Source organism: Micromonospora sp. CNZ297, assembly GCF_007827625.1.
Window position 1 is genome coordinate 30,526 of the sequence record NZ_VISU01000015.1, and the last position, 20,138, is coordinate 50,663.

At 73.1% G+C, this 20,138-nt stretch carries 18 protein-coding genes; 6 read left to right on the forward strand and 12 right to left on the reverse strand.

Annotation, left to right across the window (positions count from 1 at the left end; all coding sequences use genetic code 11):
• Window positions 1–8: 8 nt before the first annotated feature.
• Complete coding sequence (locus FB454_RS23420; RefSeq protein WP_145823492.1) at window positions 9–1,175, reverse strand: acyl-CoA dehydrogenase family protein; 1,167 nt, start codon at window positions 1,173–1,175, stop codon at window positions 9–11.
• 41 nt (window positions 1,176–1,216) lie between these two features.
• Window positions 1,217–1,975 (reverse strand): methyltransferase domain-containing protein, encoded by a 759-nt coding sequence (locus FB454_RS23425; protein ID WP_013475022.1) that lies wholly within the window; start codon window positions 1,973–1,975, stop codon window positions 1,217–1,219.
• A gap of 45 nt (window positions 1,976–2,020) precedes the next feature.
• On the opposite strand from FB454_RS23425, the gene FB454_RS23430 reads away from it, so the two are divergent.
• From FB454_RS23430 to disA, 4 genes are all read left to right on the forward strand, one after another.
• Window positions 2,021–2,851 (forward strand): UbiA family prenyltransferase, encoded by an 831-nt coding sequence (locus FB454_RS23430; protein WP_145823493.1) that lies wholly within the window; start codon window positions 2,021–2,023, stop codon window positions 2,849–2,851.
• Window positions 2,852–2,992: 141 nt separating this feature from the next.
• Window positions 2,993–3,742 (forward strand): hypothetical protein, encoded by a 750-nt coding sequence (locus FB454_RS23435; RefSeq protein ID WP_013288944.1) that lies wholly within the window; start codon window positions 2,993–2,995, stop codon window positions 3,740–3,742.
• 104 nt (window positions 3,743–3,846) lie between these two features.
• Complete coding sequence (gene radA, locus FB454_RS23440; protein WP_030272015.1) at window positions 3,847–5,295, forward strand: DNA repair protein RadA; 1,449 nt, start codon at window positions 3,847–3,849, stop codon at window positions 5,293–5,295.
• A gap of 129 nt (window positions 5,296–5,424) precedes the next feature.
• Window positions 5,425–6,615 carry a DNA integrity scanning diadenylate cyclase DisA gene (gene disA / locus FB454_RS23445; RefSeq protein WP_013288946.1) on the forward strand — a complete coding sequence of 397 codons (1,191 nt, stop codon included), beginning with the start codon at window positions 5,425–5,427 and terminating at the stop codon, window positions 6,613–6,615.
• 8 nt (window positions 6,616–6,623) lie between these two features.
• Here disA and FB454_RS23450 read toward each other — a convergent pair whose 3' ends face one another.
• The 3 genes from FB454_RS23450 to FB454_RS23460 form a co-directional block, all read right to left on the reverse strand.
• Entirely contained in the window at window positions 6,624–7,394 is a 771-nt protein-coding gene (locus tag FB454_RS23450) for a hypothetical protein (RefSeq protein WP_013475019.1), read from the reverse strand.
• Between the two features lie 105 nt (window positions 7,395–7,499).
• A complete protein-coding gene (locus tag FB454_RS23455) occupies window positions 7,500–8,063 on the reverse strand; it encodes a peptide deformylase (protein WP_145823494.1) in 564 nt (187 codons plus the stop codon).
• Complete coding sequence (locus tag FB454_RS23460) at window positions 8,060–8,572, reverse strand: glycine cleavage system transcriptional repressor (protein ID WP_013288949.1); 513 nt, start codon at window positions 8,570–8,572, stop codon at window positions 8,060–8,062. Before FB454_RS23460 ends, FB454_RS23455 begins: the two co-directional genes overlap by 4 nt.
• 96 nt (window positions 8,573–8,668) lie before the next feature.
• On the opposite strand from FB454_RS23460, the gene FB454_RS23465 reads away from it, so the two are divergent.
• On the forward strand, window positions 8,669–9,568 hold the full coding sequence (locus FB454_RS23465) for an HhH-GPD family protein (RefSeq protein ID WP_145823495.1): 900 nt from the start codon (window positions 8,669–8,671) through the stop codon (window positions 9,566–9,568).
• A gap of 265 nt (window positions 9,569–9,833) precedes the next feature.
• On the opposite strand, the gene FB454_RS23470 is transcribed toward FB454_RS23465, so the two are convergent.
• The 3 genes from FB454_RS23470 to lysS form a co-directional block, all read right to left on the reverse strand.
• Window positions 9,834–12,371, reverse strand: a complete 2,538-nt coding sequence (locus FB454_RS23470) for an ATP-dependent Clp protease ATP-binding subunit (protein WP_013288951.1) — start codon at window positions 12,369–12,371, stop codon at window positions 9,834–9,836.
• 517 nt (window positions 12,372–12,888) lie between these two features.
• Window positions 12,889–13,239, reverse strand: coding sequence for a histone-like nucleoid-structuring protein Lsr2 (locus tag FB454_RS23475; RefSeq protein ID WP_013288952.1), 351 nt, complete (start codon window positions 13,237–13,239; stop codon window positions 12,889–12,891).
• A 120-nt stretch (window positions 13,240–13,359) separates the two neighbouring features.
• Window positions 13,360–14,868, reverse strand: a complete 1,509-nt coding sequence (gene lysS / locus FB454_RS23480) for a lysine--tRNA ligase (protein WP_030273703.1) — start codon at window positions 14,866–14,868, stop codon at window positions 13,360–13,362.
• A gap of 93 nt (window positions 14,869–14,961) precedes the next feature.
• On the opposite strand from lysS, the gene FB454_RS23485 reads away from it, so the two are divergent.
• Window positions 14,962–15,708 carry a class I SAM-dependent methyltransferase gene (locus FB454_RS23485; protein ID WP_030273704.1) on the forward strand — a complete coding sequence of 249 codons (747 nt, stop codon included), beginning with the start codon at window positions 14,962–14,964 and terminating at the stop codon, window positions 15,706–15,708.
• 52 nt (window positions 15,709–15,760) lie between these two features.
• Here FB454_RS23485 and FB454_RS23490 read toward each other — a convergent pair whose 3' ends face one another.
• From FB454_RS23490 to FB454_RS23505, 4 genes are all read right to left on the reverse strand, one after another.
• Entirely contained in the window at window positions 15,761–16,519 is a 759-nt protein-coding gene (locus tag FB454_RS23490; protein WP_013288955.1) for a type III pantothenate kinase, read from the reverse strand.
• Between the two features lie 9 nt (window positions 16,520–16,528).
• Window positions 16,529–17,425 (reverse strand): carboxylating nicotinate-nucleotide diphosphorylase, encoded by an 897-nt coding sequence (gene nadC / locus FB454_RS23495; protein WP_047894238.1) that lies wholly within the window; start codon window positions 17,423–17,425, stop codon window positions 16,529–16,531.
• Window positions 17,422–19,113, reverse strand: coding sequence for an L-aspartate oxidase (locus tag FB454_RS23500; RefSeq protein ID WP_145823496.1), 1,692 nt, complete (start codon window positions 19,111–19,113; stop codon window positions 17,422–17,424). The genes nadC and FB454_RS23500 overlap by 4 nt, the downstream gene beginning before the upstream one ends.
• A gap of 62 nt (window positions 19,114–19,175) precedes the next feature.
• Window positions 19,176–20,069, reverse strand: coding sequence for a septum formation family protein (locus FB454_RS23505; RefSeq protein ID WP_145753630.1), 894 nt, complete (start codon window positions 20,067–20,069; stop codon window positions 19,176–19,178).
• Window positions 20,070–20,138 lie beyond the last annotated feature (69 nt).

The window sequence follows — 20,138 nt, forward strand, 5'->3', positions numbered from 1 at the left end:
ACTCCTGGTCACCAACGAGGGAGCGCGCTGTCCCGGTCCGGGTCGCCGCCCAGTGCGGCGATGCCGAGCCAGTCGGCGCACACGTCGGACGTGGCCGGATGCAGCGAGCCGCAGCGGGCGTCCCGGTAGAGCCGCTCCAGCGGATGCCCGCGGCGGGTCGCCGACGTACCGGCCGCCTCCAGCATGGAGGCCGCCACCTCGGCGGCTGTGGTGCCGGCGAGCAGCTTGGCCCGCCACACCCAGCGGTTCGTCTCGGCGTCGCCGGGTGCCTCGTCGACCCGGCGGGCCGCCTCGGCGACCACCAGTTCGGCGGCGGCGGTGGCCGCGTCGGCCCGGCCCAGGCGGGCCCGCACCGCGGGCAGCCCGGCGAGGTTGCGGGCGTTGAGGTGCTCGGCCGCGGCGTCGATGGCGGCCCGGGCCACGCCGACGTAGACCGCCGCGTAGCTCGCCACCAGCCAGTGCGGCATGAGCTGGGCGACGACCAGGGCCAGCCCTTCGACGCCGCCGAGCAGCCGGTCGGCCGGGACCGTCACGTCCAGGTGCACGTCGTGCGAGGAGGTGGCCCGCATGCCGAGCGAGTCCCAGGTGGGCTCGACGGTGATGCCCTCTCCGGCCGGGACCAGGAACTGCGACACCACGGACTGGTCGGCGGCGCTGCGGGCGGCCACCAGGTAGCCGTCCGGGTGGCCGGCGCCGGAGCAGAACGTCTTGCTGCCCTTGATGTGCCAGCCGCCGTCGACCGGCTCGTAGACGGTGCTGAGCTGGGACAACCGGGCGCCGGCGCCGCGTTCGCTCATCGCGACCGCGTACCAGGCGCCGCCGGCCGCCGCGCGCAGCAGCCGGTCCCGCGCCGCCAGCGCCTCGTCCGGTACGCCGAGCGCCTCGGCCAGTTCCTCGGTGACCGCGCCGAGCGCCCCGGTGACCGAGGCGTGCATGTTGAACACCAGCGCGGTCGCGCCGTTGCCACGGGCCAGTTCGGTGGCGACAGCGGCGTACTCGGCGAAGCTCGCGCCCGTGCCGCCCAGCTCGGGGGGCACCATCAAGCCGAACAGCCCTGCTGCCCGCAGGTCCGCGAAGTCGTCCACGGGGAACGAGCCGTCGCGGTCGTGCTCGGCCGCGCGGGCGGCCAGTCGCGGCGCCAACCGGCGGGCCGCCTCCAGCGCGTGCACAGTCATGTCGCCCCCTTCTCGGCGTCCTTTACCCCGGGCGGCCCCGGCTACCCGCCCCGGCGCCCCCAGCCCTGGTACAGCACCGCCGTCGACCGGGTCGGCACGATGCGCGGTTCGGTCCTGCCCGGACGGTCGGCGCCGCCGCGCATGCGGCGCAGCAGCCAGGCCAGCGTGCCGCCCAGCTCCGGCCGGACCCCGCGCACCGTCAACGACACGCCGTGCCGGGCGCACTCGGCGACCAGCGCGCGGGCGTCGACGAACAACCGCGGGTCGTGGATGCCGCGCGGCACTGTGGGCAGCCGTTCGCCCAGCTCCACAGCGATCAGCCGGGCCGGCAGCGTGTCGTTGAGCGTGTCCAGCACCAGCAGGCCGCCCGGGCGCAGCAGCCGGCACGCCTCGGCGACCGCCCGCCGCCAGTCCGGTACGTGCTCCAGCAGCTCACCGGCGGAGACCACCGCCGCGCAGCCGTCGGCCAGCGGCACCGCCGTCGCGTCGGCCTGGACCACCGTCACGCCGTGCGCGGCGGCCTGGTCGAGCGCGGAGCGGGTCAGGTCGACCCCGACGTGGCGGTAACCCTTGCCGGCCAGGTGCGGCGCCAGCAGCCCGGCGCCACAGCCCAGGTCGACGAGCAGGTCGTCCGGGGTGGACGCCGCTGGTACCAGCGCCGCCCGGGCCCGGGCCAGCCAGTGCAGCATCGCGAACGCGCCGTCCGGCCGCCACCACTCGCCGGCCAGGTCGTCGTACTGCCGGGGGTCGTTCGGCGGCAGCACCCGGTACGGAGTGGACACCGGCGACGCGTCGGGCATGCGTCGAGCGTGGCACGACTGCCCGGTAACGACCAGACTTCCCTTATGTCGACACGGGTGTTAGGGCTGGTCAGGGCGAGCCATCCGGAGCCCGCGGCGGCGGTCACGGTGGTCGCCGCGCTGCTCGCCGCCGGTGTCGGGCACTCGGCGGCGGGTGTCGTGGTCGTGGCGCTGACGGTGCTGGCCAGCCAGCTCGCGGTCGGGTGGAGCAACGACCTGATCGACGCCGAGCGGGACGCCGCTGTGGGGCGTACCGACAAACCGGTGACCACCGGCGAGGTCGCCCGTCCGACGCTGGCCCGGGCCACGGCGGTGGCCGCCGTCGCCGTGCCGGTGCTCGCGCTGGCCGGCGGCCCGGCCGCGGCGGCCTGCGCCACGCTGGGCCTCGTCTCCGCGCTGCTCTACAACCGGCCGCTGAAGTCGACGCCGGTGTCGGTGCTGCCCTACGCGGTCTCGTTCGGCGCGCTGCCCGCGTTCGTGGTGCTGGCGCTGCCCGGCTCGCCGGCCCCCCCGGCCTGGCTGGTGGCCGCCGCCGCGCTGCTCGGCGCCGGCGCGCACTTCGCGAACGTGCTGCCGGACCTGGCCGACGACGCCCGGACCGGGGTGCGCGGCCTGCCGCACCGGCTCGGACCGGTGGGCAGCCGGCTGGCCGCCGCCGGGCTGCTGCTCGCGGCCACCGTCGCGCTGGTCCTCGGCCCGCCCGGGCCGCCGTCGTGGACCGGCCTGTCGGCGGTCGCCGCCGCCGTCGCCGTGCCGGCGGTCGGCTGGTACGCGGGACGCGCGACAGCCGGACGCTCGGCGACCGCCTTCCGGGCGGTCCTGGTGGTGGCGCTCATCGATGTGGTGCTGCTGGTGACGAGCGGCCGGGTGGTCTGAGGAGTCCACTCCGAGGTGGCATTGCCGGGTCCGCGTGCGGGCCTCGATCAGCTCCAACTACCCTGGAGCGCGGTCTGCGCGGGTATGGCCACCCCGTGCCCGGTGGTCGACCGGGCGGGGATCGTGACGAGGAGGACCGACGTGACGCGCTCGATCAGGGGTTCCCGGGGGCCGGCCCTGCTGCTGGCCGGCACGGCGGCGGCGAGCCTGCTGCTGTCCGGGTGCGGCGCCGGGCAGATTTCCGAGACCGCCAACAAGATCCCGTCGGTACAGGGCGTCAACGTCCAGACCTCCGACAACCTCTTCAAGGTGCGCGGGCTCTACGTGCAGTTCCCGGGCCCGAAGGGCTACGAGGCCGGGTCGAACGCGCCGGTCAACGTGGTGATCTACAACGACAGCGAGAAGCCGGTGACAGTGACGGTCACCACCGACAGCGCGCGGGAGATCGTGCTCACCGGTTCCGGCGCGGGTGAGAGCGGCGCGGCCACCCCGACCGGTTCGCCCACCGAGCCGGTCACCACCTCCCCGACCGCGAGCGACCCGAGCGCGTCGCCGAGCCAGTCGCTGGAGGTGACCGGGTCGCCGTCGGCCAGCCCGTCGCCGAGCGAGAGCGAGTCCGCGCCCGCCGGTCAGCCGGCCCGGATCGAGATCCCGGCCCTCAGCTACGCCCAGCTCAACGCCGGCAACCCGCGGTTCCTCCAGCTCGTCGGCCTGAACGAGAAGCTGCTCGTCGGCCAGCAGGTCAACCTGACCTTCGACTTCGGCGACGGCAAGGTCGTCAAGACCCCGGCGCCGATCGGCATCCCGCTGACCCCGGAGGCCACGCCGTCGAAGATCGTGAACCCGCGTGAGCACGCGGGTGAGGACGGCGGCGCCGAGGGCGGCCACTGACCTCTCCCCTCCTTCCGTCGGCACCGCCGCCGTGGCCAGCGCCACGCCGGCGGTGTCGCCGTTCCGGGTGGGCTTTCGTCGTACGGGCCGGTTAGCGTCCGGTGGTGACCACGCCCCGATCGACCCCCTCCCGTGCCGGCGCCGGCCGCGGTCGCGCCGCCACCCGCGAACCCCGCCCGGCCTACGAGTGCGACGCCTGCGGCCACCAGCCCCCGAAGTGGGTGGGCCGGTGCCCCGAGTGCGGCGAGTGGGGTTCGGTGGTCGAGTGCACGGTCACCGGCCCGATGGTCTCCGGCCGGGTGGTCAGCTCACGGATGCCGGCCGAGCCGGCCCGGCCGATCGCCACGATCAGCGCCGCGCCCGCCCGGGCCCGTCCCACCGGTGTGAGCGAGCTCGACCGGGTGCTCGGCGGCGGCCTGGTCCCCGGCGCTGTGGTGCTGCTCGCCGGTGAGCCCGGGGTGGGCAAGTCGACGCTGCTGCTCGACGTGGCCCAGCAGTGGGCGGCCGGTGCCGGCAGCCCGTCGCTGGTGGTCAGCGGCGAGGAGTCGGTCAGCCAGGTGCGGCTGCGCGCCGAGCGGATGGGCACCCTGCACGACCAGCTCTATCTGGCCGCCGAGAGCGACCTGTCGGCGGTGCTCGGCCACCTCGACGCGGTCAAGCCGGGGCTGCTGGTGCTCGACTCGGTGCAGACCATCTCGACCACCGGCACCGAGGGCGTGCCGGGCGGCGTCACCCAGGTCCGCGCGGTCACCGCCGCCCTGGTCGCGGTGGCCAAGGAGCGCGGCATCGCCACCGTGCTGGTCGGGCACGTCACCAAGGACGGCCAGGTGGCCGGTCCTCGCGTGCTGGAGCACCTGGTCGACGTGGTGCTGCACTTCGAGGGCGACAAGCACTCCTCGCTGCGCATGGTGCGCGGCGTGAAGAACCGCTTCGGCGCGGCCGACGAGGTGGGCTGCTTCGAGATGCACGAGGGCGGCATCAGCAGCCTGGCCGACCCGTCCGGCCTGTTCCTGACCCGCTACTCCGAACCGGTGCCGGGCACCTGCGTGACGGTGGCGATGGAGGGGCGCCGGGCGCTGGTGACCGAGGTGCAGGCGCTGATCGGCGCCACCGTGGCCGGCTCGCCGCGGCGTACCGTCTCCGGCCTGGACAGCGCCCGGCTGGCGATGGTCCTCGCGGTGCTCCAGCGCCGCACCGAGCGGCTCACGCTGCACGACCGGGAGGTCTTCGCCGCCACCGTCGGCGGCATCCGGGTGGTGGAGCCGGCGGCCGACCTGGCGGTGGCGCTCGCTGTCGCCTCCGGCGGGCTCAACCTGGCGCTCAACCCGCATCTGGTGGCCATCGGCGAGGTGGGTCTCACCGGCGAGGTCCGTCGCGTCGGCGCGGTGCCCCGGCGGCTGGCCGAGGCCGCCCGGCTCGGCTTCCGGCTGGCCCTCGTGCCGCCCGGGTGCGGGCCGGAGAGCAGCGGCGCCGGGCCGGAGAACATGCGCGTGATCGAGGTCACCGACGTGCGTGCCGCACTCCAGGCGGCCGCCCGCGCGTCGGCGGAGTGACACGGTGGCATCCGCCGGGCGTTTCCGGGCAGGCCACGCAGGCCGCGCCGACCCGCCCGAGCCGGGCATCGTGACACATCACAGTAACCACGAGAGCACCCACCGCATGGCAGTCCGTAGACTGTGCCCGTGCCGATCGACCGCGATGCCACCAAGCCCGCAACGGCGACGCCGCACGCCCGTACCGGCGCCGTGAGCGGCAACCCCGCTCGTGCCATCAGCGTGAGCGTCAACGGAAGCGTCGGCGGCGGGGCCGGCGCCGATCCGCTGCGCGCCAACCTCGCCCTGATGGCTCCCGGCACCGCCCTGCGGGACGGCCTGGAGCGGATCCTGCGCGGCCGCACCGGCGCGCTGATCGTGCTCGGCTACGACAAGGTGGTCGAGCAGATCTGCACCGGTGGCTTCCCGATGGACGTGGAGTTCTCCGCCACCCGGGTCCGTGAGCTGTGCAAGATGGACGGCGCGGTGGTGCTGTCCAGCGACGGCACCCGGATCGTGCAGGCCGGCGCGCACCTGATGCCGGACCCGTCCATCCCCACCGAGGAGTCCGGCACCCGGCACCGCACCGCCGAGCGGGTGGCCCGGCAGACCGGCTACCCGGTCATCTCGGTCAGCCAGTCGATGCGGATCATCAGCCTCTACGTCAACGGTCAGCGGCACGTGCTCGACGACTCGGCGGCCATCCTGTCCCGCGCCAACCAGGCGCTCGCCACGCTGGAGCGCTACAAGCTGCGGCTGGACGAGGTCTCCGGCACGCTCTCCGCGCTGGAGATCGAGGATCTGGTCACCGTCCGCGACGCGGTGGCGGTGGTGCAGCGGCTGGAGATGGTCCGGCGGATCGCCGACGAGATCGCCGGCTACGTGGTGGAGCTGGGCACCGACGGCCGCCTGCTGGCCCTTCAGCTCGACGAGCTGATGGCCGGCGTGGACGCCGACCGCACCCTGGTCATCCGCGACTACCTGCCGACCGGCCGCAAGTCGCGCACGCTCGACGAGGCGCTCGTGGAGCTCGACCTGCTCAGCGCCACCGAGCTCATCGACCTCGTGGCGGTGGCGAAGGCGATCGGCTACCCGTCCGCCTCGGACGCGCTCGACGCGGCGGTCAGCCCGCGCGGGTTCCGCCTGCTGGCCAAGGTGCCCCGGCTGCCGGTCGCCGTCGTCGACCGGCTGGTGGTGCACTTCGGCAGCCTCCAGCGGCTGCTCGGCGCGACTGTGGAAGACCTCCAGGCGGTCGAGGGCGTGGGCGACGCCCGCGCCCGCGGTGTCCGCGAGGGCCTGTCCCGGCTCGCCGAAGCGAGCATCCTCGAACGGTACGTCTGACCGACGGCTCAGCCGGTGATGGTCAGCTTCACCGGCTCGCTGATCTTGGTGCCGACGCGGGCGAACACCTGGTACGCGCCGATCGCGGCGAAGTCGCCGCCGGCCAGCCCGCTCGCGCACCTGTTGTCCAGCCGGCCGTTCCAGCCCAGCTCGTAGGAGCGCTCGAAGTTCGGCGTGAACGACTGGACGTCCGAGCCCTTGCCTGTGCCGCAGGTGTCCGACGACCAGATCTTCTCCGCGCCCGACTTGACGTACAGCTCCTGGAGGTCGGCGCCGACGTCGCGGCTGCACGTACGGTTCGACACGTTCTTGACCTTCAGGCGCAGCGTGACCACGGTGCCCCGCTGGGCGGTGGGCGGCACCGCGACCGGCGTCACCAGCAGCTCGGAGTCGGTGCAGGTGCCGTCGTCGGAGACCGGCTGACCGGTCGCGCCACCGTTGCCGGTGCCGCCCCCGTTGTTCGCGCCCCCGCCGTCGTTCCCGCCGCCGGTGTTCTCGCCGCCTGTGTTCCCGCCGCCGTTGTTCGCGCCGCCGCCCCCGGTGTCGCCCGGTGCCGGCGACGGGCTGCCCGACTGCGGAGTCAGCACCGAGCCGGACGGGTCGGGCTGAGCCCCGGCGGAACCGGTCGGGGACGGGTCGGTGCCCGGCGCGCCGGTGTTGCGATCCGTACCGGTGCAGGAATACAGCAGGACAATCAGGAAGAGCAGCCCCGCTCCGAGCACGACGGCACGACGCCGCCAGTACACGGCAGGGGGCAGGGGGCCGACCGTCAGACGCATGATGCGCCTACCGTAGCCGCGCGGCGCACGGCTCGCCGGTCCGACGCGCCGGGAACCCGCCGCCGTACGGCCGTGGTCGTCCACACTGGATTCCTACCGACACCGTCAGAGGTAGACCTTGCGCTGGTAGATCGCGTGCGCGCCGGCCACCCGGTCGAGGAAGAGCAGCCCCGCGCAGTGGTCGATCTCGTGCTGGAGCGCCCGCGCCTCGAAGCCGTCCGTCACCAGGCGGACCGGCTCGCCGCTGCCGGGAAGCGCACCCTCGACGACCAGGCGGCTGGCCCGCTTCACGTCGCCGGTCAGGTCCGGCACCGACATGCAGCCCTCCCGCCCGGCCTTCCACCGGGACGCCTCCACCACGCGCGCGTTGCAGAGCACGAACGTGCCGTGCACGGTGACCGCCTTCGGATGCCCCGTCACGTCCACCGCGAACACCTGCGCGCTCACCCCGACCTGCGGCGCCGCCAGTCCCACGCAACCGGGCGAGACGCGCATGGTGGCCACCAGGTCGGCGGCGAGGCGCACCACCTCGGCAGACGTCGGGTCGACCTCCGGGCCCGGTTGGCTCAGCACCGGCTCCGGCGCGGTGGCCACCGCCCGTACCGCGCCGGGGATGCCGAGCTTCTCCGGGGTCCAGCCGCCCAGGCCCGCGTACTCCGGCCCGGTCACAGCAGATCCGTGTCCGCCGGGCGGAGGCTGACCCCCACGCCCAGCTCCGCGGCGACCCGGGTGAGCCGGCCGGCCACCTCGTCCGACACACCGGGCGGCAACTCGACCTCGGCCACCACCACGTAGAGCGAACCGGTGAGCCGGGTGCTCAGGTCGGTCACGTTCCCGCCCGCGTCGGTGAGCACCCGGGTCATCGCCGCGACGATGCCCATCCGGTCGGCGCCGTGCACCGCCAGCACGTACGGCTCCCCGGTGGGCTCGCTGCCGCCGTCGGGCGTGACCGCGCGTACGGTCGCCAGCAGGTGCCCGTCGGCGGCGAGCGGGGCCAGCGCGGCCTCGACGTCGGCGGCGGCCGGGCCCACGCAGATCAGCGTCATCGCGAAGTGTCCACGCAGCCGGGTCATCGTCGAGTCGGTGAGGTTCGCGCCGAGCCGGGCGAGGACCTCCGCGACGTCGGCCACGATGCCCGGCCGGTCCCGGCCGATGACGGTGATCGCGAGCTCGTTCATTCGGACATTCTGCCCCGTCGCTCATGATCGATCGCGCCCGGCCACCCGGCCCGCCCAACCTGCGGGAAAGACAGCCGTGACATGATCGGCGACGCGATGTCCGATCCCACATTCGCCACCCAGGTCAGCCGGTGGTACGAGCGCAACGCCCGCGACCTGCCCTGGCGCAAGCCCGGCATCGGCGCCTGGGCGATCCTGGTCAGCGAGGTCATGCTCCAGCAGACCCCCGTGGTCCGGGTGGTACCCGCCTGGGAGGCGTGGCTGGCCCGCTGGCCCGAGCCGCGCGCCCTCGCCGAGGACACCCCGGCCGAGGCGATCCGGATGTGGGGACGGCTCGGCTACCCCCGCCGGGCGGTACGCCTGCGCGAGTGCGCGGCGGCGATCGTGGAGCGCCACGGCGGCGTGGTGCCCGACCGGCTCGATCAACTGCTGGCGCTACCCGGTGTCGGCACGTACACGGCCCGCGCGGTCGCGGCGTTCGCGTACGGGCAGCGGCACCCGGTGGTGGACACGAACGTCCGGCGCGTGGTGTGCCGGGCGATCGCCGGAGAACCCGACGCCGGCCCCACCACCCGCCCGGCCGACCTGGTCGCCACCGAGGAACTGCTGCCGATCGAGCCGGCTGACGCCGCGCTGGCCAGCGCCGCCTTCATGGAACTCGGCGCTGTCGTCTGCACCGCCCGCGCGCCGCGCTGCGCGATCTGCCCGGTCGAGTCGAGCTGTGCCTGGCGGGCTTCTGGACAGGCCGCCCCCACGGGACCGACCCGTCGGCCGCAGCGTTACGCCGGCACCGACCGCCAGGTACGCGGACTGCTGCTCGCGGTGCTGCGGGAGTCCACCGGCCCGGTGCCGCACCAGCGGCTGAACCAGGTCTGGCACGACGACGTCCAGCGGGCGCGAGCGCTGGCCGGCCTGGTCACCGACGGCCTGGTGGAACCGGTGGGCGAGGAGTCCTTCCGCCTGGCCGGAGACGGCCCCGCCGTCCCCCTCCCCTGACCGCCCCCGCCCCACTCCCACCCCACCCTCGGCTCGCCCTCGGCTCGCCCCGTTGATCATGAAGTTAGCGGCGACAAATAGGGCACCAAGTGCGGTCAACTTCATGATCGACCAGGGCAAAGGCGGGCAGGGCTGGGGCGTGCGGGCGGCGGCGGCGGTAAGGCTGGCGGCCGGCACCCTGGGGAGCGGTGGGTGGACATGGGAAAGGCGACGGCCCCGGTGGCTTTCGCCTACCGGGGCCGTCGCCCTGATCTGTGCCCGGACCTTATGCGGCGTCGTCAGCGCCGGTGGCGGCGGTGCCGCCGAGGTCCGCCGGGACCGCGTCCGGCACGGCGTCCGGCCGGTCCGCGCCCCGGAAGACGAGCTTGGACTTGTCGATGTCCTCCGGGTCGCCCTCGCAGTCCACGACCACGATCTGACCCGGGGTCAGCTCGTTGAAGAGGATCCGCTCGGACAGGTTGTCCTCGATGTCGCGCTGGATCGTGCGGCGCAGCGGCCGCGCACCCAGCACCGGGTCGAAGCCCTTCTTCGCGAGGTACTTCTTCGCGTTGTCGGTCAGCTCCAGACCCATGTCCTTGTTCCGCAGCTGGGTCTCGATCCGGGCGATCATGATGTCGACGATCGACAGGATCTCCAGCTGACGCAGCTGGTGGAAGACGATGGTGTCGTCGATCCGGTTCAGGAACTCGGGCCGGAAGTGCTGCTTGAGCTCGTCGTTGACCTTCTGCTTCATCCGGTCGTAGTTCGACTCGGAGTCCTCGGAGGCCTGGAAGCCCAGCGAGACCGCCTTGGCGACGTCACGCGTACCGAGGTTGGTGGTCAGGATGATGACCGTGTTCTTGAAGTCCACGATCCGGCCCTGGCCGTCGGTGAGGCGCCCGTCCTCCAGGATCTGGAGGAGCGTGTTGAACACGTCCGGGTGGGCCTTCTCGATCTCGTCGAAGAGGACCACCGAGAACGGCCGGCGACGCACCTTCTCGGTCAGCTGCCCACCCTCGTCGTAGCCGACGTAGCCGGGAGGGGCACCGACGAGCCGGGACACCGTGTACCGGTCGTGGAACTCCGACATGTCCAGCTGGATGAGGGCGTCCTCGCTGCCGAACAGGAACTCGGCCAGCGCCTTGGACAGCTCGGTCTTACCGACACCGGACGGGCCGGCGAAGATGAACGAGCCGGAGGGGCGCTTCGGGTCCTTCAGGCCGGCGCGGGTACGCCGGATCGCCTTCGAGACGGCCTTGACCGCGTCCTCCTGGCCGATGACGCGCTTGTGCAGCTCGTCCTCCATGCGCAGCAGGCGCGAGGTCTCCTCCTCGGTCAGCTTGTAGACCGGGATACCGGTCCAGTTGCCGAGCACCTCGGCGATCTGCTCGTCGTCGACCTCGCTGACGACGTCCAGGTCACCGGCCTTCCACTCCTTCTCCCGCTGAGCCTTCTGCCCCAGCAGCTGCTTCTCGGTGTCGCGCAGCTGGGCGGCCCGCTCGAAGTCCTGCGCATCGATCGCGGACTCCTTGTCGCGGCGCACCTGGGCGATGCGCTCGTCGAAGTCGCGCAGGTCCGGCGGCGCGGTCATCCGGCGGATGCGCATCCGCGCGCCCGCCTCGTCGATCAGGTCGATCGCCTTGTCCGGCAGGAACCGGTCGGAGATGTACCGGTCGGCGAGCGTGGCGGCGGCGACCAGCGCGGCGTCGGTGATGGAGACGCGGTGGTGCGCCTCGTAGCGGTCCCGCAGGCCCTTGAGGATCTCGATGGTGTGGGCCAGCGACGGCTCACCCACCTGGATCGGCTGGAAACGACGCTCCAGAGCGGCGTCCTTCTCCAGGTGCTTGCGGTACTCGTCGAGCGTGGTGGCGCCGATGGTCTGCAGCTCACCACGGGCCAGCATCGGCTTGAGGATGCTGGCGGCGTCGATCGCGCCCTCGGCCGCGCCCGCACCGACGAGGGTGTGGATCTCGTCGATGAACAGGATGATGTCGCCGCGCGTACGGATCTCCTTGAGCACCTTCTTCAGGCGCTCCTCGAAGTCACCGCGGTAGCGGGAACCGGCGACCAGGGCACCGAGGTCGAGGGTGTAGAGCTGCTTGTCCTTCAGCGTCTCGGGCACCTCGCCCTTGATGATCTTCTGGGACAGGCCCTCCACCACGGCGGTCTTGCCGACGCCGGGCTCACCGATCAGCACCGGGTTGTTCTTGGTGCGGCGGGACAGCACCTGCATGACCCGCTCGATCTCCTTCTCGCGCCCGATGACCGGGTCGAGCTTGCCCTCGCGGGCGGCCTGGGTCAGGTTGCGGCCGAACTGGTCCAGCACGAGGCTGGTCGACGGCGCGGCCTCACCCGGGGCGGCACCGGCAGCGGCCGGCTCCTTGCCCTGGTAGCCGGAGAGCAGCTGGATGACCTGCTGGCGCACCCGGTTCAGGTCGGCGCCCAGCTTCACCAGGACCTGGGCGGCGACGCCCTCGCCCTCGCGGATCAGGCCGAGCAGGATGTGCTCGGTGCCGATGTAGTTGTGGCCGAGCTGCAGCGCCTCGCGCAGCGACAGCTCCAGCACCTTCTTGGCCCGCGGCGTGAACGGGATGTGCCCGCTCGGCGCCTGCTGGCCCTGGCCGATGATCTCCTCGACCTGCTGGCGCACGCCCTCCAGGGAGATGCCGAGGCTCTCCAGGGCCTTGGCCGCGACACCCTCACCCTCGTGGATCAGGCCCAGCAGGATGTGTTCCGTACCGATGTAGTTGTGGTTGAGCATCCGGGCCTCTTCTTGGGCCAGGACGACAACCCGTCGCGCTCGGTCGGTGAACCGCTCGAACATGCCCTCGTGCTCCTCACGTGCCGTGCGCCTTGATGGTCAGATCTCGGCGGGGCCGGTGCGCGGACGTCCGGGACGGGCGTCCGTGCCTCCTTACTCTATCGCCGCGGACCGTCTTCGCTGAGGTCGTGTGCCCCCGCGAATGCCCGTTCCGACGTCGTTTCTGACAACCGTCCACGCTCAGGAGGTGTTCCGGGGCCCCTGCCTGTACGCGCAGAGCGAAATTCGACCGGCACCCGAACGGCCGGCCGAGTGGACCGGAGGCGGCAACCGATGCGTCCGCCGGGTCGTCCACAGCCTGTGGATGAAGTCTCCACCGCCTGTGGACAACCATCCCCGGCGGGGGTTTCTTCCCGTCCGCCGCGAGCGAGGGCGGCCCGGTGGGCCGGACCGGACATCCGGCACAGGGGCGACGGGAACGGGACGGCTGGGCGCAACCGTGACCCCGGTACGGAAACGGCGACGCCGGCCCGGAGTGGCACTCCGGTCCGGCGTCGCGTCGCCCGTGACGAGGGTGGGGTCAGTGCCCCGCCTTCGCGTGGTACTCGTCCACGATCTCCTGCGGGATCCGCCCCCGGTCGGAGATGTCCTTGCCGGCCTTCTTGGCCCACTCGCGGATGGCCCGGTTCTGCTCGCGGTCGGCGGTCGCGCCGCCCCGGCCCCGAGCGGCCCGGCCACCGACGACCACACCCCCGCGACCGACCTTCGTTCCGTTCGCGATGTACGGCGCGAATACGTCGCGCAATTTCCCGGCGTTGGAAGCGGAGAGGTCGATCTCGTACTGCACGCCGTCGAGCGCGAACTTGACGGTCTCGTCAGCGTCCCCGCCGTCCAGGTCATCGACCAGCTTGTGAATGATCTGCTTGGCCACGTCCCACATTCCTTTCGAGCAGGGTTGTACTCCTGCAATACACCGAGCACAATAACCCGTCCGGCGCTTGTTCCGTCAATAGGACGGGGTAACGAGCCGGAGAAGGCTTGCGGGGAGCACCTACTCGGGCCGGACCAACGGGAACAGGATCGTTTCCCGAATTCCGAGCCCCGTCAGTGCCATCAGCAGCCGGTCGATTCCCATTCCCATGCCGCCGGACGGCGGCATTCCGTACTCCATGGCCCGGAGAAAGTCCTCGTCCAGTCGCATCGCCTCGTCGTCGCCGCGCGCCGCGAGCTGCGCCTGGGCCACCAGCCGTTCCCGCTGCACGACCGGGTCGACCAGCTCCGAGTACGCGGTGCCCAGCTCGAATCCGAGCACGTAGAGGTCCCACTTCTCGGCCAGGCCCGGCTCGCTGCGGTGGGCCCGGGTCAACGGGCTGGTCTCCTCCGGGTAGTCCATGACGAACGTCGGCGCCCGAAGGGAAGGCACGACCAGTTCCTCGAACAACTCCTCGGCCAGCTTGCCCGGTCCCCACTTCGGGTCGACGGAGAGACCGACCTTGTCCGCGTACTCGACCAGGCGTGCCCTTTCGGTGCGGACGGTGACCTCCTCACCGAGCGCTTCGGAAAGAACACCGAACAGCGACACCGACCGCCACTCGCCGCCCAGATCGAACTCACGCCCGTCGGCGTGGGTCACCACCGTGGAGCCGGCGACCGCCACTGCGGCCTGCTGTACGAGATTTCGGGTCAGCTCGGCCATCGTGTGGTAGTCGCCGTACGCCTGGTACGCCTCCAGCATCGCGAACTCGGGCGAGTGCGAAGAGTCGATGCCCTCATTACGGAAGTTGCGGTTGATCTCGAAGACGCGGTCGACGCCACCGACCACCGCACGCTTGAGAAACAGTTCCGGCGCGATTCGCAGATACAGATCCGTGTCGAGCGCATTGCTGTGGGTCACGAATGGGCGGGCCGCCGCGCCGCCGTGCAGCAGTTGCAGCATCGGCGTCTCGACCTCGATGAAGTCCTGCCCGTGCAGGGTGTCGCGCAGACTGCGGACGGCGGTGGCCCGGGTGCGGACCATCTGCCGGGCCTGCGGGCGGACCACCAGGTCCACGTAGCGCTGGCGGACCCGGGACTCCTCGCTGAGCGGCTTGTGCGCCACCGGCAGCGGGCGCAGCGCCTTGGCGGTCACCGCCCACTCCTCGGCGAGAACGGACAGCTCGCCGCGCCGGCTGGTGATCACCTCGCCGGTCACGCCCACGTGGTCGCCGAGGTCGACCAGACGCTTCCAGTCCCCCAGCCGCTCGGCGCCGACCCGGTCCAGCGAGAGCATCGCCTGGACCTCGGTGCCGTCACCGTCCCGCAGCGTCGCGAAGCAGAGCTTGCCGGTGTTGCGAATGAAGATCACCCGGCCGGTGACCGAGGCCCGGTCGCCGGTGGCGGTGTCGGTGGGCAGGTCGCCGTAGCGCTCCCGCAGCTGCGCGAGCGTGGTGGTCCGCGGGAAACCCACCGGGTACGGCTCGACGCCCTCGGCGAGCATCCGGTCCCGCTTCTCCCGGCGGACCTTCATCTGCTCGGGAAGGTCGTCGGCGGGGTCTGTTGGCAGGGCGTTCTGCTCGGTCACGGCACGCTTCCTCAGGCCTTGGGGACATCGGCGGGGTCAGCACATGAGCGTACTCAAGCGCCGTGGCGGCCGTTACGGGATAACCTGCCCGCCATGACCGACCCCACTGCGGCGCTCTCGTTCGGTGCGGCCGCGGCCGAGTACGACCGTTTCCGTCCCCGTTATCCGGAGGCGGCGCTGCGCTGGGCGCTGGACGGACTGCTCGACGCGCAGGTCGTGGACCTCGGCGCCGGCACCGGCATCCTCACCCGGGGACTGCTGGCGCTGACCGGGCCGGTGGCGCACGTCGTACCCGTGGAACCGGATCCGGGGATGCGGGCGCAACTGGCCGCCGCCACGCCCGGCACGACGGCGCTCGCCGGCAGCGCCGAGGCGGTGCCGCTGCCGGACGGGTCGGCGGACGCGGTGCTGGCCGGGCAGGCCTACCACTGGTTCGACAGGGAGCGGGCGCACGCCGAGGTGGCCCGCGTGCTGCGCCCGGGCGGCACGTTCGCGCCGGTCTGGAACATCCGGGACGAGCGGGTCGGCTGGGTGGCGGAGCTGACCCGGATCGCCCACCTCGGCGACAACGCCGGCGACGTGACCCAGCGGTACGCGGACTTCGGCGCCGCCTTCACCGCTGTCGAGGTGGGCGAGTTCCCGCACGCCACCACGCTCACGCCGGACGAGGTGGTGGGCATGCTGCACACCCGCTCGTTCTGGCTGACCGCCGACACGGACGAGCGGCGGCGGGTCGACGCGGAGCTGGCGGAGCTGTTCGCCGGCCACCCCGACCTGGCCGGCCGGGACGCCGTGGAGCTGCCGTACCGCACGATGGTGCTCAGGGCACGCCGGCGTTAAGAAGGGGCCCCTCCTCTACCGGAGGCGTTAACAGGGGGCCCTTCCTTGCACCTCAGACGTTGCGGTCGTAGACCATCCGCAGGCCGATCAGCGTGATCATCGGCTCGTGGTGGGTGATGGTGTGGCACTCGCCGAGCACCAGCGAGGCCAGGCCGCCGGTGGCGATGACCGCCTTCACGCCGCCCAGTTCCTCGGACATCCGCTCGACGATCCGGTCCACCTGGCCGGCGAAGCCGAAGTAGAGCCCAGCCTGGAGGCACTCGACGGTGTTCTTGCCGATCACCGAGCGCGGGCGGGTCGCCTCCACCTTGCGCAGCTGGGCCGCGCGGGCGGCCAGCGCGTCGAAGGAGATCTCGATGCCGGGCGCGAACGCCCCGCCGAGGAACTCCCCCCGGCTGCTGACCAGGTCGAAGTTGGTGGTGGTGCCGAAGTCGACGACGATCGACGGCCCGCCGTAGAGCGTGTACGCGGCCAGCGTGTTCACCACCCGGTCCGCGCCCACCTCCTTCGGGTTGTCGATGGCGAGCTGCACGCCCGTCCGGACACCCGGCTCGACGATCACGCTGGGCAGGTCGGCGTAGTACCTGTCGAGCATGGTGCGCAGCGAGCGCAGCGCGGCCGGCACGGTCGAGCAGGCGGCCACGCCGGTGATCTCCACGGCGTCCCCGGCGAGCAGTCCACGGAACATCAGACCCAGCTCGTCCGCCGTGGAGCGGGCGTCGGTCTTGATCCGCCACGAATGCACCAGCTTGTCGCCGTCGAAGGTCGCCAGCACGGTGTTCGTGTTTCCGATGTCGATGCAGAGCAGCACAGCGGCAGCCTAGACGTCACGCAGGTCGAGGGCGATGTCCAGGATCGGCGACGAGTGGGTGAGCGCGCCGACCGAGAGGAAGTCGACGCCCGTCGCGCCGTACTCGGCGGCCATCGGCAGCGTCAGCCCTCCGGTGGCCTCCAGCTCCGCCCGGTCGCCCACCGACGCCACCACCTCGCGCAGCTGCGCCGGGGTCATGTTGTCCAGCAGCAGGAACCGCGCCCCCGCCTCGACCGCCTCCACCGCCTCGGCCGGCGTGTCCACCTCCACCTGCACCGCGACGTCGGGGAACGCCTCCCGGACCCGGCGGAACGCGGCAGCGATCCCGCCCGCGGCGACCTTGTGGTTGTCCTTGATCATGGCGACGTCGTACAGGCCCATCCGCTTGTTGGTGCCGCCACCGGCCCGGACCGCGTACTTCTCCAGCGCCCGCAGGCCCGGCGTGGTCTTGCGGGTGTCCAGCACCATCGCCTTCGTGCCGGCCAGCGCGTCGGCCCAGGCCCGGGTGTGCGTCGCCACCCCGGACATGCGGGACAGCAGGTTCAGCGCCGTCCGCTCGGCGGTCAGCAGCAGCCGGGTCGGCCCGGTCACGGTAGCCAGCACGTCGCCGCGCGCCACCCGCTGCCCGTCGCCTGCCACGAGCGAGACCTCGACCGTACGGCCCGCGCCGGTCACCTCGCCGACGAGCTCGAACACGGCGGCGGCGACGGGCAGCCCGGCCACCACGCCGTCGGCGCGCGCCACCAGATCGGCCGTGTCGTGCTGGTCGTCAGGGATGGTGGCCACGCTCGTCACGTCGAGGAAGCCGGGCCCCAGATCCTCGTGCAGCGTGTCGACGATGACGTGCCGGACCCGCTCCGGGTCCAGGCCGCCGTCCCGCAGCGCCCGCTCCGTCGACTCCCTCATGAGTGGTTCTCCTCCCAGCGCTCGGCCACCCGGCCGTCCGTACCCACCTCGGCCACCAGGTGGCCCAGCCACCGCTCGTCGGCCGTCGGGAAGTCCTCCCGCCAGTGGCAGCCCCGCGTCTCCTGGCGCGCGTACGCGGCGGCGACCAGCGTCGACGCCACAGTCAGCAGGTTCGTCGCCTCCCAGTCGGCGGTACGCGGCACGCCCCGGCCCGCGCCCAGCCCGGTGAGCGTGGCGGCGGTGGCCTCCAGCGTCTGCGCCGACCGGAGCACTCCCGCGCCCCGCGTCATCGCCCGTTGCAGCTCCGCCGTGCCCGTAGCCGGCACCAGCGCGCCCGGACCGCCCACCCAGGCGCCGGTCTCCGCCGGGCGGGCCTGCTCGGGCAGCCCGGCGGCGATGTCCTCGGCGATCCGGCGGGAGAAGACCAGCCCCTCCAGCAGTGAGTTGCTGGCGAGCCGGTTGGCGCCGTGCACGCCGGTGCAGGCGACCTCGCCGCACGCGTACAGGCCGGGGATGGAGGTGCGCCCGTGCAGGTCGGTCCGGACGCCGCCGGAGGCGTAGTGCGCGGCCGGCGCGACCGGGATCAGGTCGGTCGCCGGGTCCACGCCGATGGCCAGGCAGGACGCCACGATGGTGGGGAACCGCCGGGCGAGGAAGTCGCCGCCCAGGTGCCGGGCGTCCAGGAAGACGTGGTCGGCACCGCTGGCGAGCAGCACCCGGTGGATGCCCTTGGCGACCACGTCCCGGGGGGCCAGCTCGGCCAGTTCGTGCTGGCCGACCATGAACCGCTTGCCGTCGCCGTCGACCAGGTGGGCGCCCTCGCCGCGCAGCGCCTCGGAGACCAGCGGCTGCTGGGCCAGCCCCGCGCCCGGCCCACCGGCCGGCACGATGAGCGCGGTCGGGTGGAACTGGACGAACTCCACGTCGGTGACTGCAGCGCCCGCGCGCAGCGCCAGCGCCACCCCGTCCCCGGTGGAGACCGCCGGGTTGGTGGTGGCGGCGAAGACCTGCCCCATCCCGCCGGTGGCCAGCACCACCGCGCGGCCGAGGATCGCGCCGACGCCGTCCTCGCTGCCCTCGCCGAGCACGTGCAGCGTGATGCCGCAGGCCGGGCCGAGCCCGTCCGGCCCGTCGCCGGGAGCGCGCAGCAGGTCCAGCACCAGCGCGTGCTCGACCAGCCGGATCCACGGATCGCGGCGGACCGCGTCGTGCAGCGCCCGCTGCACCTCCGCCCCGGTGGCGTCGCCGCCCGCGTGCACGATCCGGTCGGCCCGGTGGCCGCCCTCCCGGGTCAGCATCAGCGAGCCGTCCGGGTTGCGGTCGAACTCCGCCCCGATCCGCATCAGCTCACGCAGCCGGGTCGGCCCCTCGGCCACCAGTGCGCGGACCGCCGCCGGGTCGCAGAGGCCGACGCCGGCGACCTCCGTGTCGTACGCGTGCGCGTCCGGCGTGTCCGCCGGGTCCAGCACGGCGGCGATCCCGCCCTGCGCCCAGCGGGTCGAGCCCTCGTCCATGTCGACCTTGGTGACCACCGTGACGTGCAGGCCGGCTTCGCGCAGGTGCAGCGCGGCGGTCAGCCCGGCCACGCCGGAGCCGACCACGATCACGTCTGTCGTCTCCACCCAGCCGGGGGCGGGCGCGGCGAGCAGCCGGGGCAGCGCCGGCAGGTCGACGGTCGGTAGGTCCATGAGCACAGTCAACCCGAAGCGCACTCGGCTCGGGCGCGGGGGGGCGTGACGAGTGCGGTCCGCTACCTCGTCCGGCGCGGGAGGCCGGCCGGTCCGGCGCCCTTGAGCGAGGTGGTGACCGTACGGTCGCTGAGCCACAGGTAGCAGCGGACGCCCCGGTCGCCGACCGCCCAGCGACCGGCAGCGGGCGGACGGACCACCACGTCGCTGCGGTAGCGCAGGAGCCCGTCGGCCGGCACCCCGGCGTACCGGGCGATCACGCCGAAGCAGCCGTCGTAGAGCGGCACCCAGTCCTCCGGCTTCTTCGGGTACGGGCGGTCCGGCGCGGCCCACACGCCGACGAACTCGGCGTCGTGCGCGGCAGCACAGTCGACCGGGTTGAGCCGCTCCACGCGGTTCGTGTCCCGCACCGAGCGCTGGCAGCCCAGCCGCAGCGGGGAGGGCGTCTTGAGCGCGTCGCGCAGGCTGCCCGTCCGGGTGACCACGGTGGCCGCCGCCTCGACGGTGGTCAGCTCGGTCAGGTCGCACCGGTACCAGCGGGAGCCCGCCGTCCAGCCGGCACCCGTCGGCACCGCCACTGCCAGCCGGAGCCGCCCGGCGCGCCAGTCGTCACCCACGTACCCGGTGGCCCGCTTGTCGCAGTCGGCGAACGCGGTACGCAGCTCGGGCGAGGCGAGCGGCGGCGGGGTGGGCCGGTCGGTGGTGAACGCCCCGACGTGCACCGTCTCCACCCGGTGCGGCAGTTCGCAGCCGACCGGCGCGTACGCGGCGAGGCCGACGCTCGCTGTGAAGTCGGCGACCTGGCAGACCCCGGCCGCCGGGGTGAACGGCCCGGGTGCGGCCATCGCGGCCCAGTCGTCGGTGAGGTCGCCGTCCAGACCGCCGGCGCCGGCGCAGCCGGCCAGGGCGGCGCTCGCGACCATCGCGGCGACCAGGAAGCTCATCGCACGGCGCATCGCGGCCTCCCCCAGCCGACGACCGTCGATCCCCGACGGTCCGCCCAGGGTAGCCGAAAATGACCTTCC

Excerpts from the sequence above, each read along its gene's own strand:
- FB454_RS23505 (WP_145753630.1), bottom strand. The coding sequence starts at position 20,069 with ATGCGCCGTGCGATGAGCTTCCTGGTCGCCGCGATGGTCGCGAGCGCC.
- FB454_RS23500 (WP_145823496.1), bottom strand. The coding sequence starts at position 19,113 with ATGGACCTACCGACCGTCGACCTGCCGGCGCTGCCCCGGCTGCTCGCC.
- FB454_RS23450 (WP_013475019.1), bottom strand. The coding sequence starts at position 7,394 with ATGCGTCTGACGGTCGGCCCCCTGCCCCCTGCCGTGTACTGGCGGCGT.
- FB454_RS23460 (WP_013288949.1), bottom strand. The coding sequence starts at position 8,572 with ATGAACGAGCTCGCGATCACCGTCATCGGCCGGGACCGGCCGGGCATC.
- FB454_RS23425 (WP_013475022.1), bottom strand. The coding sequence starts at position 1,975 with ATGCCCGACGCGTCGCCGGTGTCCACTCCGTACCGGGTGCTGCCGCCG.
- FB454_RS23485 (WP_030273704.1), top strand. The coding sequence starts at position 14,962 with ATGACCGACCCCACTGCGGCGCTCTCGTTCGGTGCGGCCGCGGCCGAG.
- FB454_RS23470 (WP_013288951.1), bottom strand. The coding sequence starts at position 12,371 with ATGTTCGAGCGGTTCACCGACCGAGCGCGACGGGTTGTCGTCCTGGCC.
- FB454_RS23420 (WP_145823492.1), bottom strand. The coding sequence starts at position 1,175 with ATGACTGTGCACGCGCTGGAGGCGGCCCGCCGGTTGGCGCCGCGACTG.
- FB454_RS23430 (WP_145823493.1), top strand. The coding sequence starts at position 2,021 with ATGTCGACACGGGTGTTAGGGCTGGTCAGGGCGAGCCATCCGGAGCCC.
- nadC (WP_047894238.1), bottom strand. The coding sequence starts at position 17,425 with ATGAGGGAGTCGACGGAGCGGGCGCTGCGGGACGGCGGCCTGGACCCG.
- FB454_RS23465 (WP_145823495.1), top strand. The coding sequence starts at position 8,669 with ATGTCCGATCCCACATTCGCCACCCAGGTCAGCCGGTGGTACGAGCGC.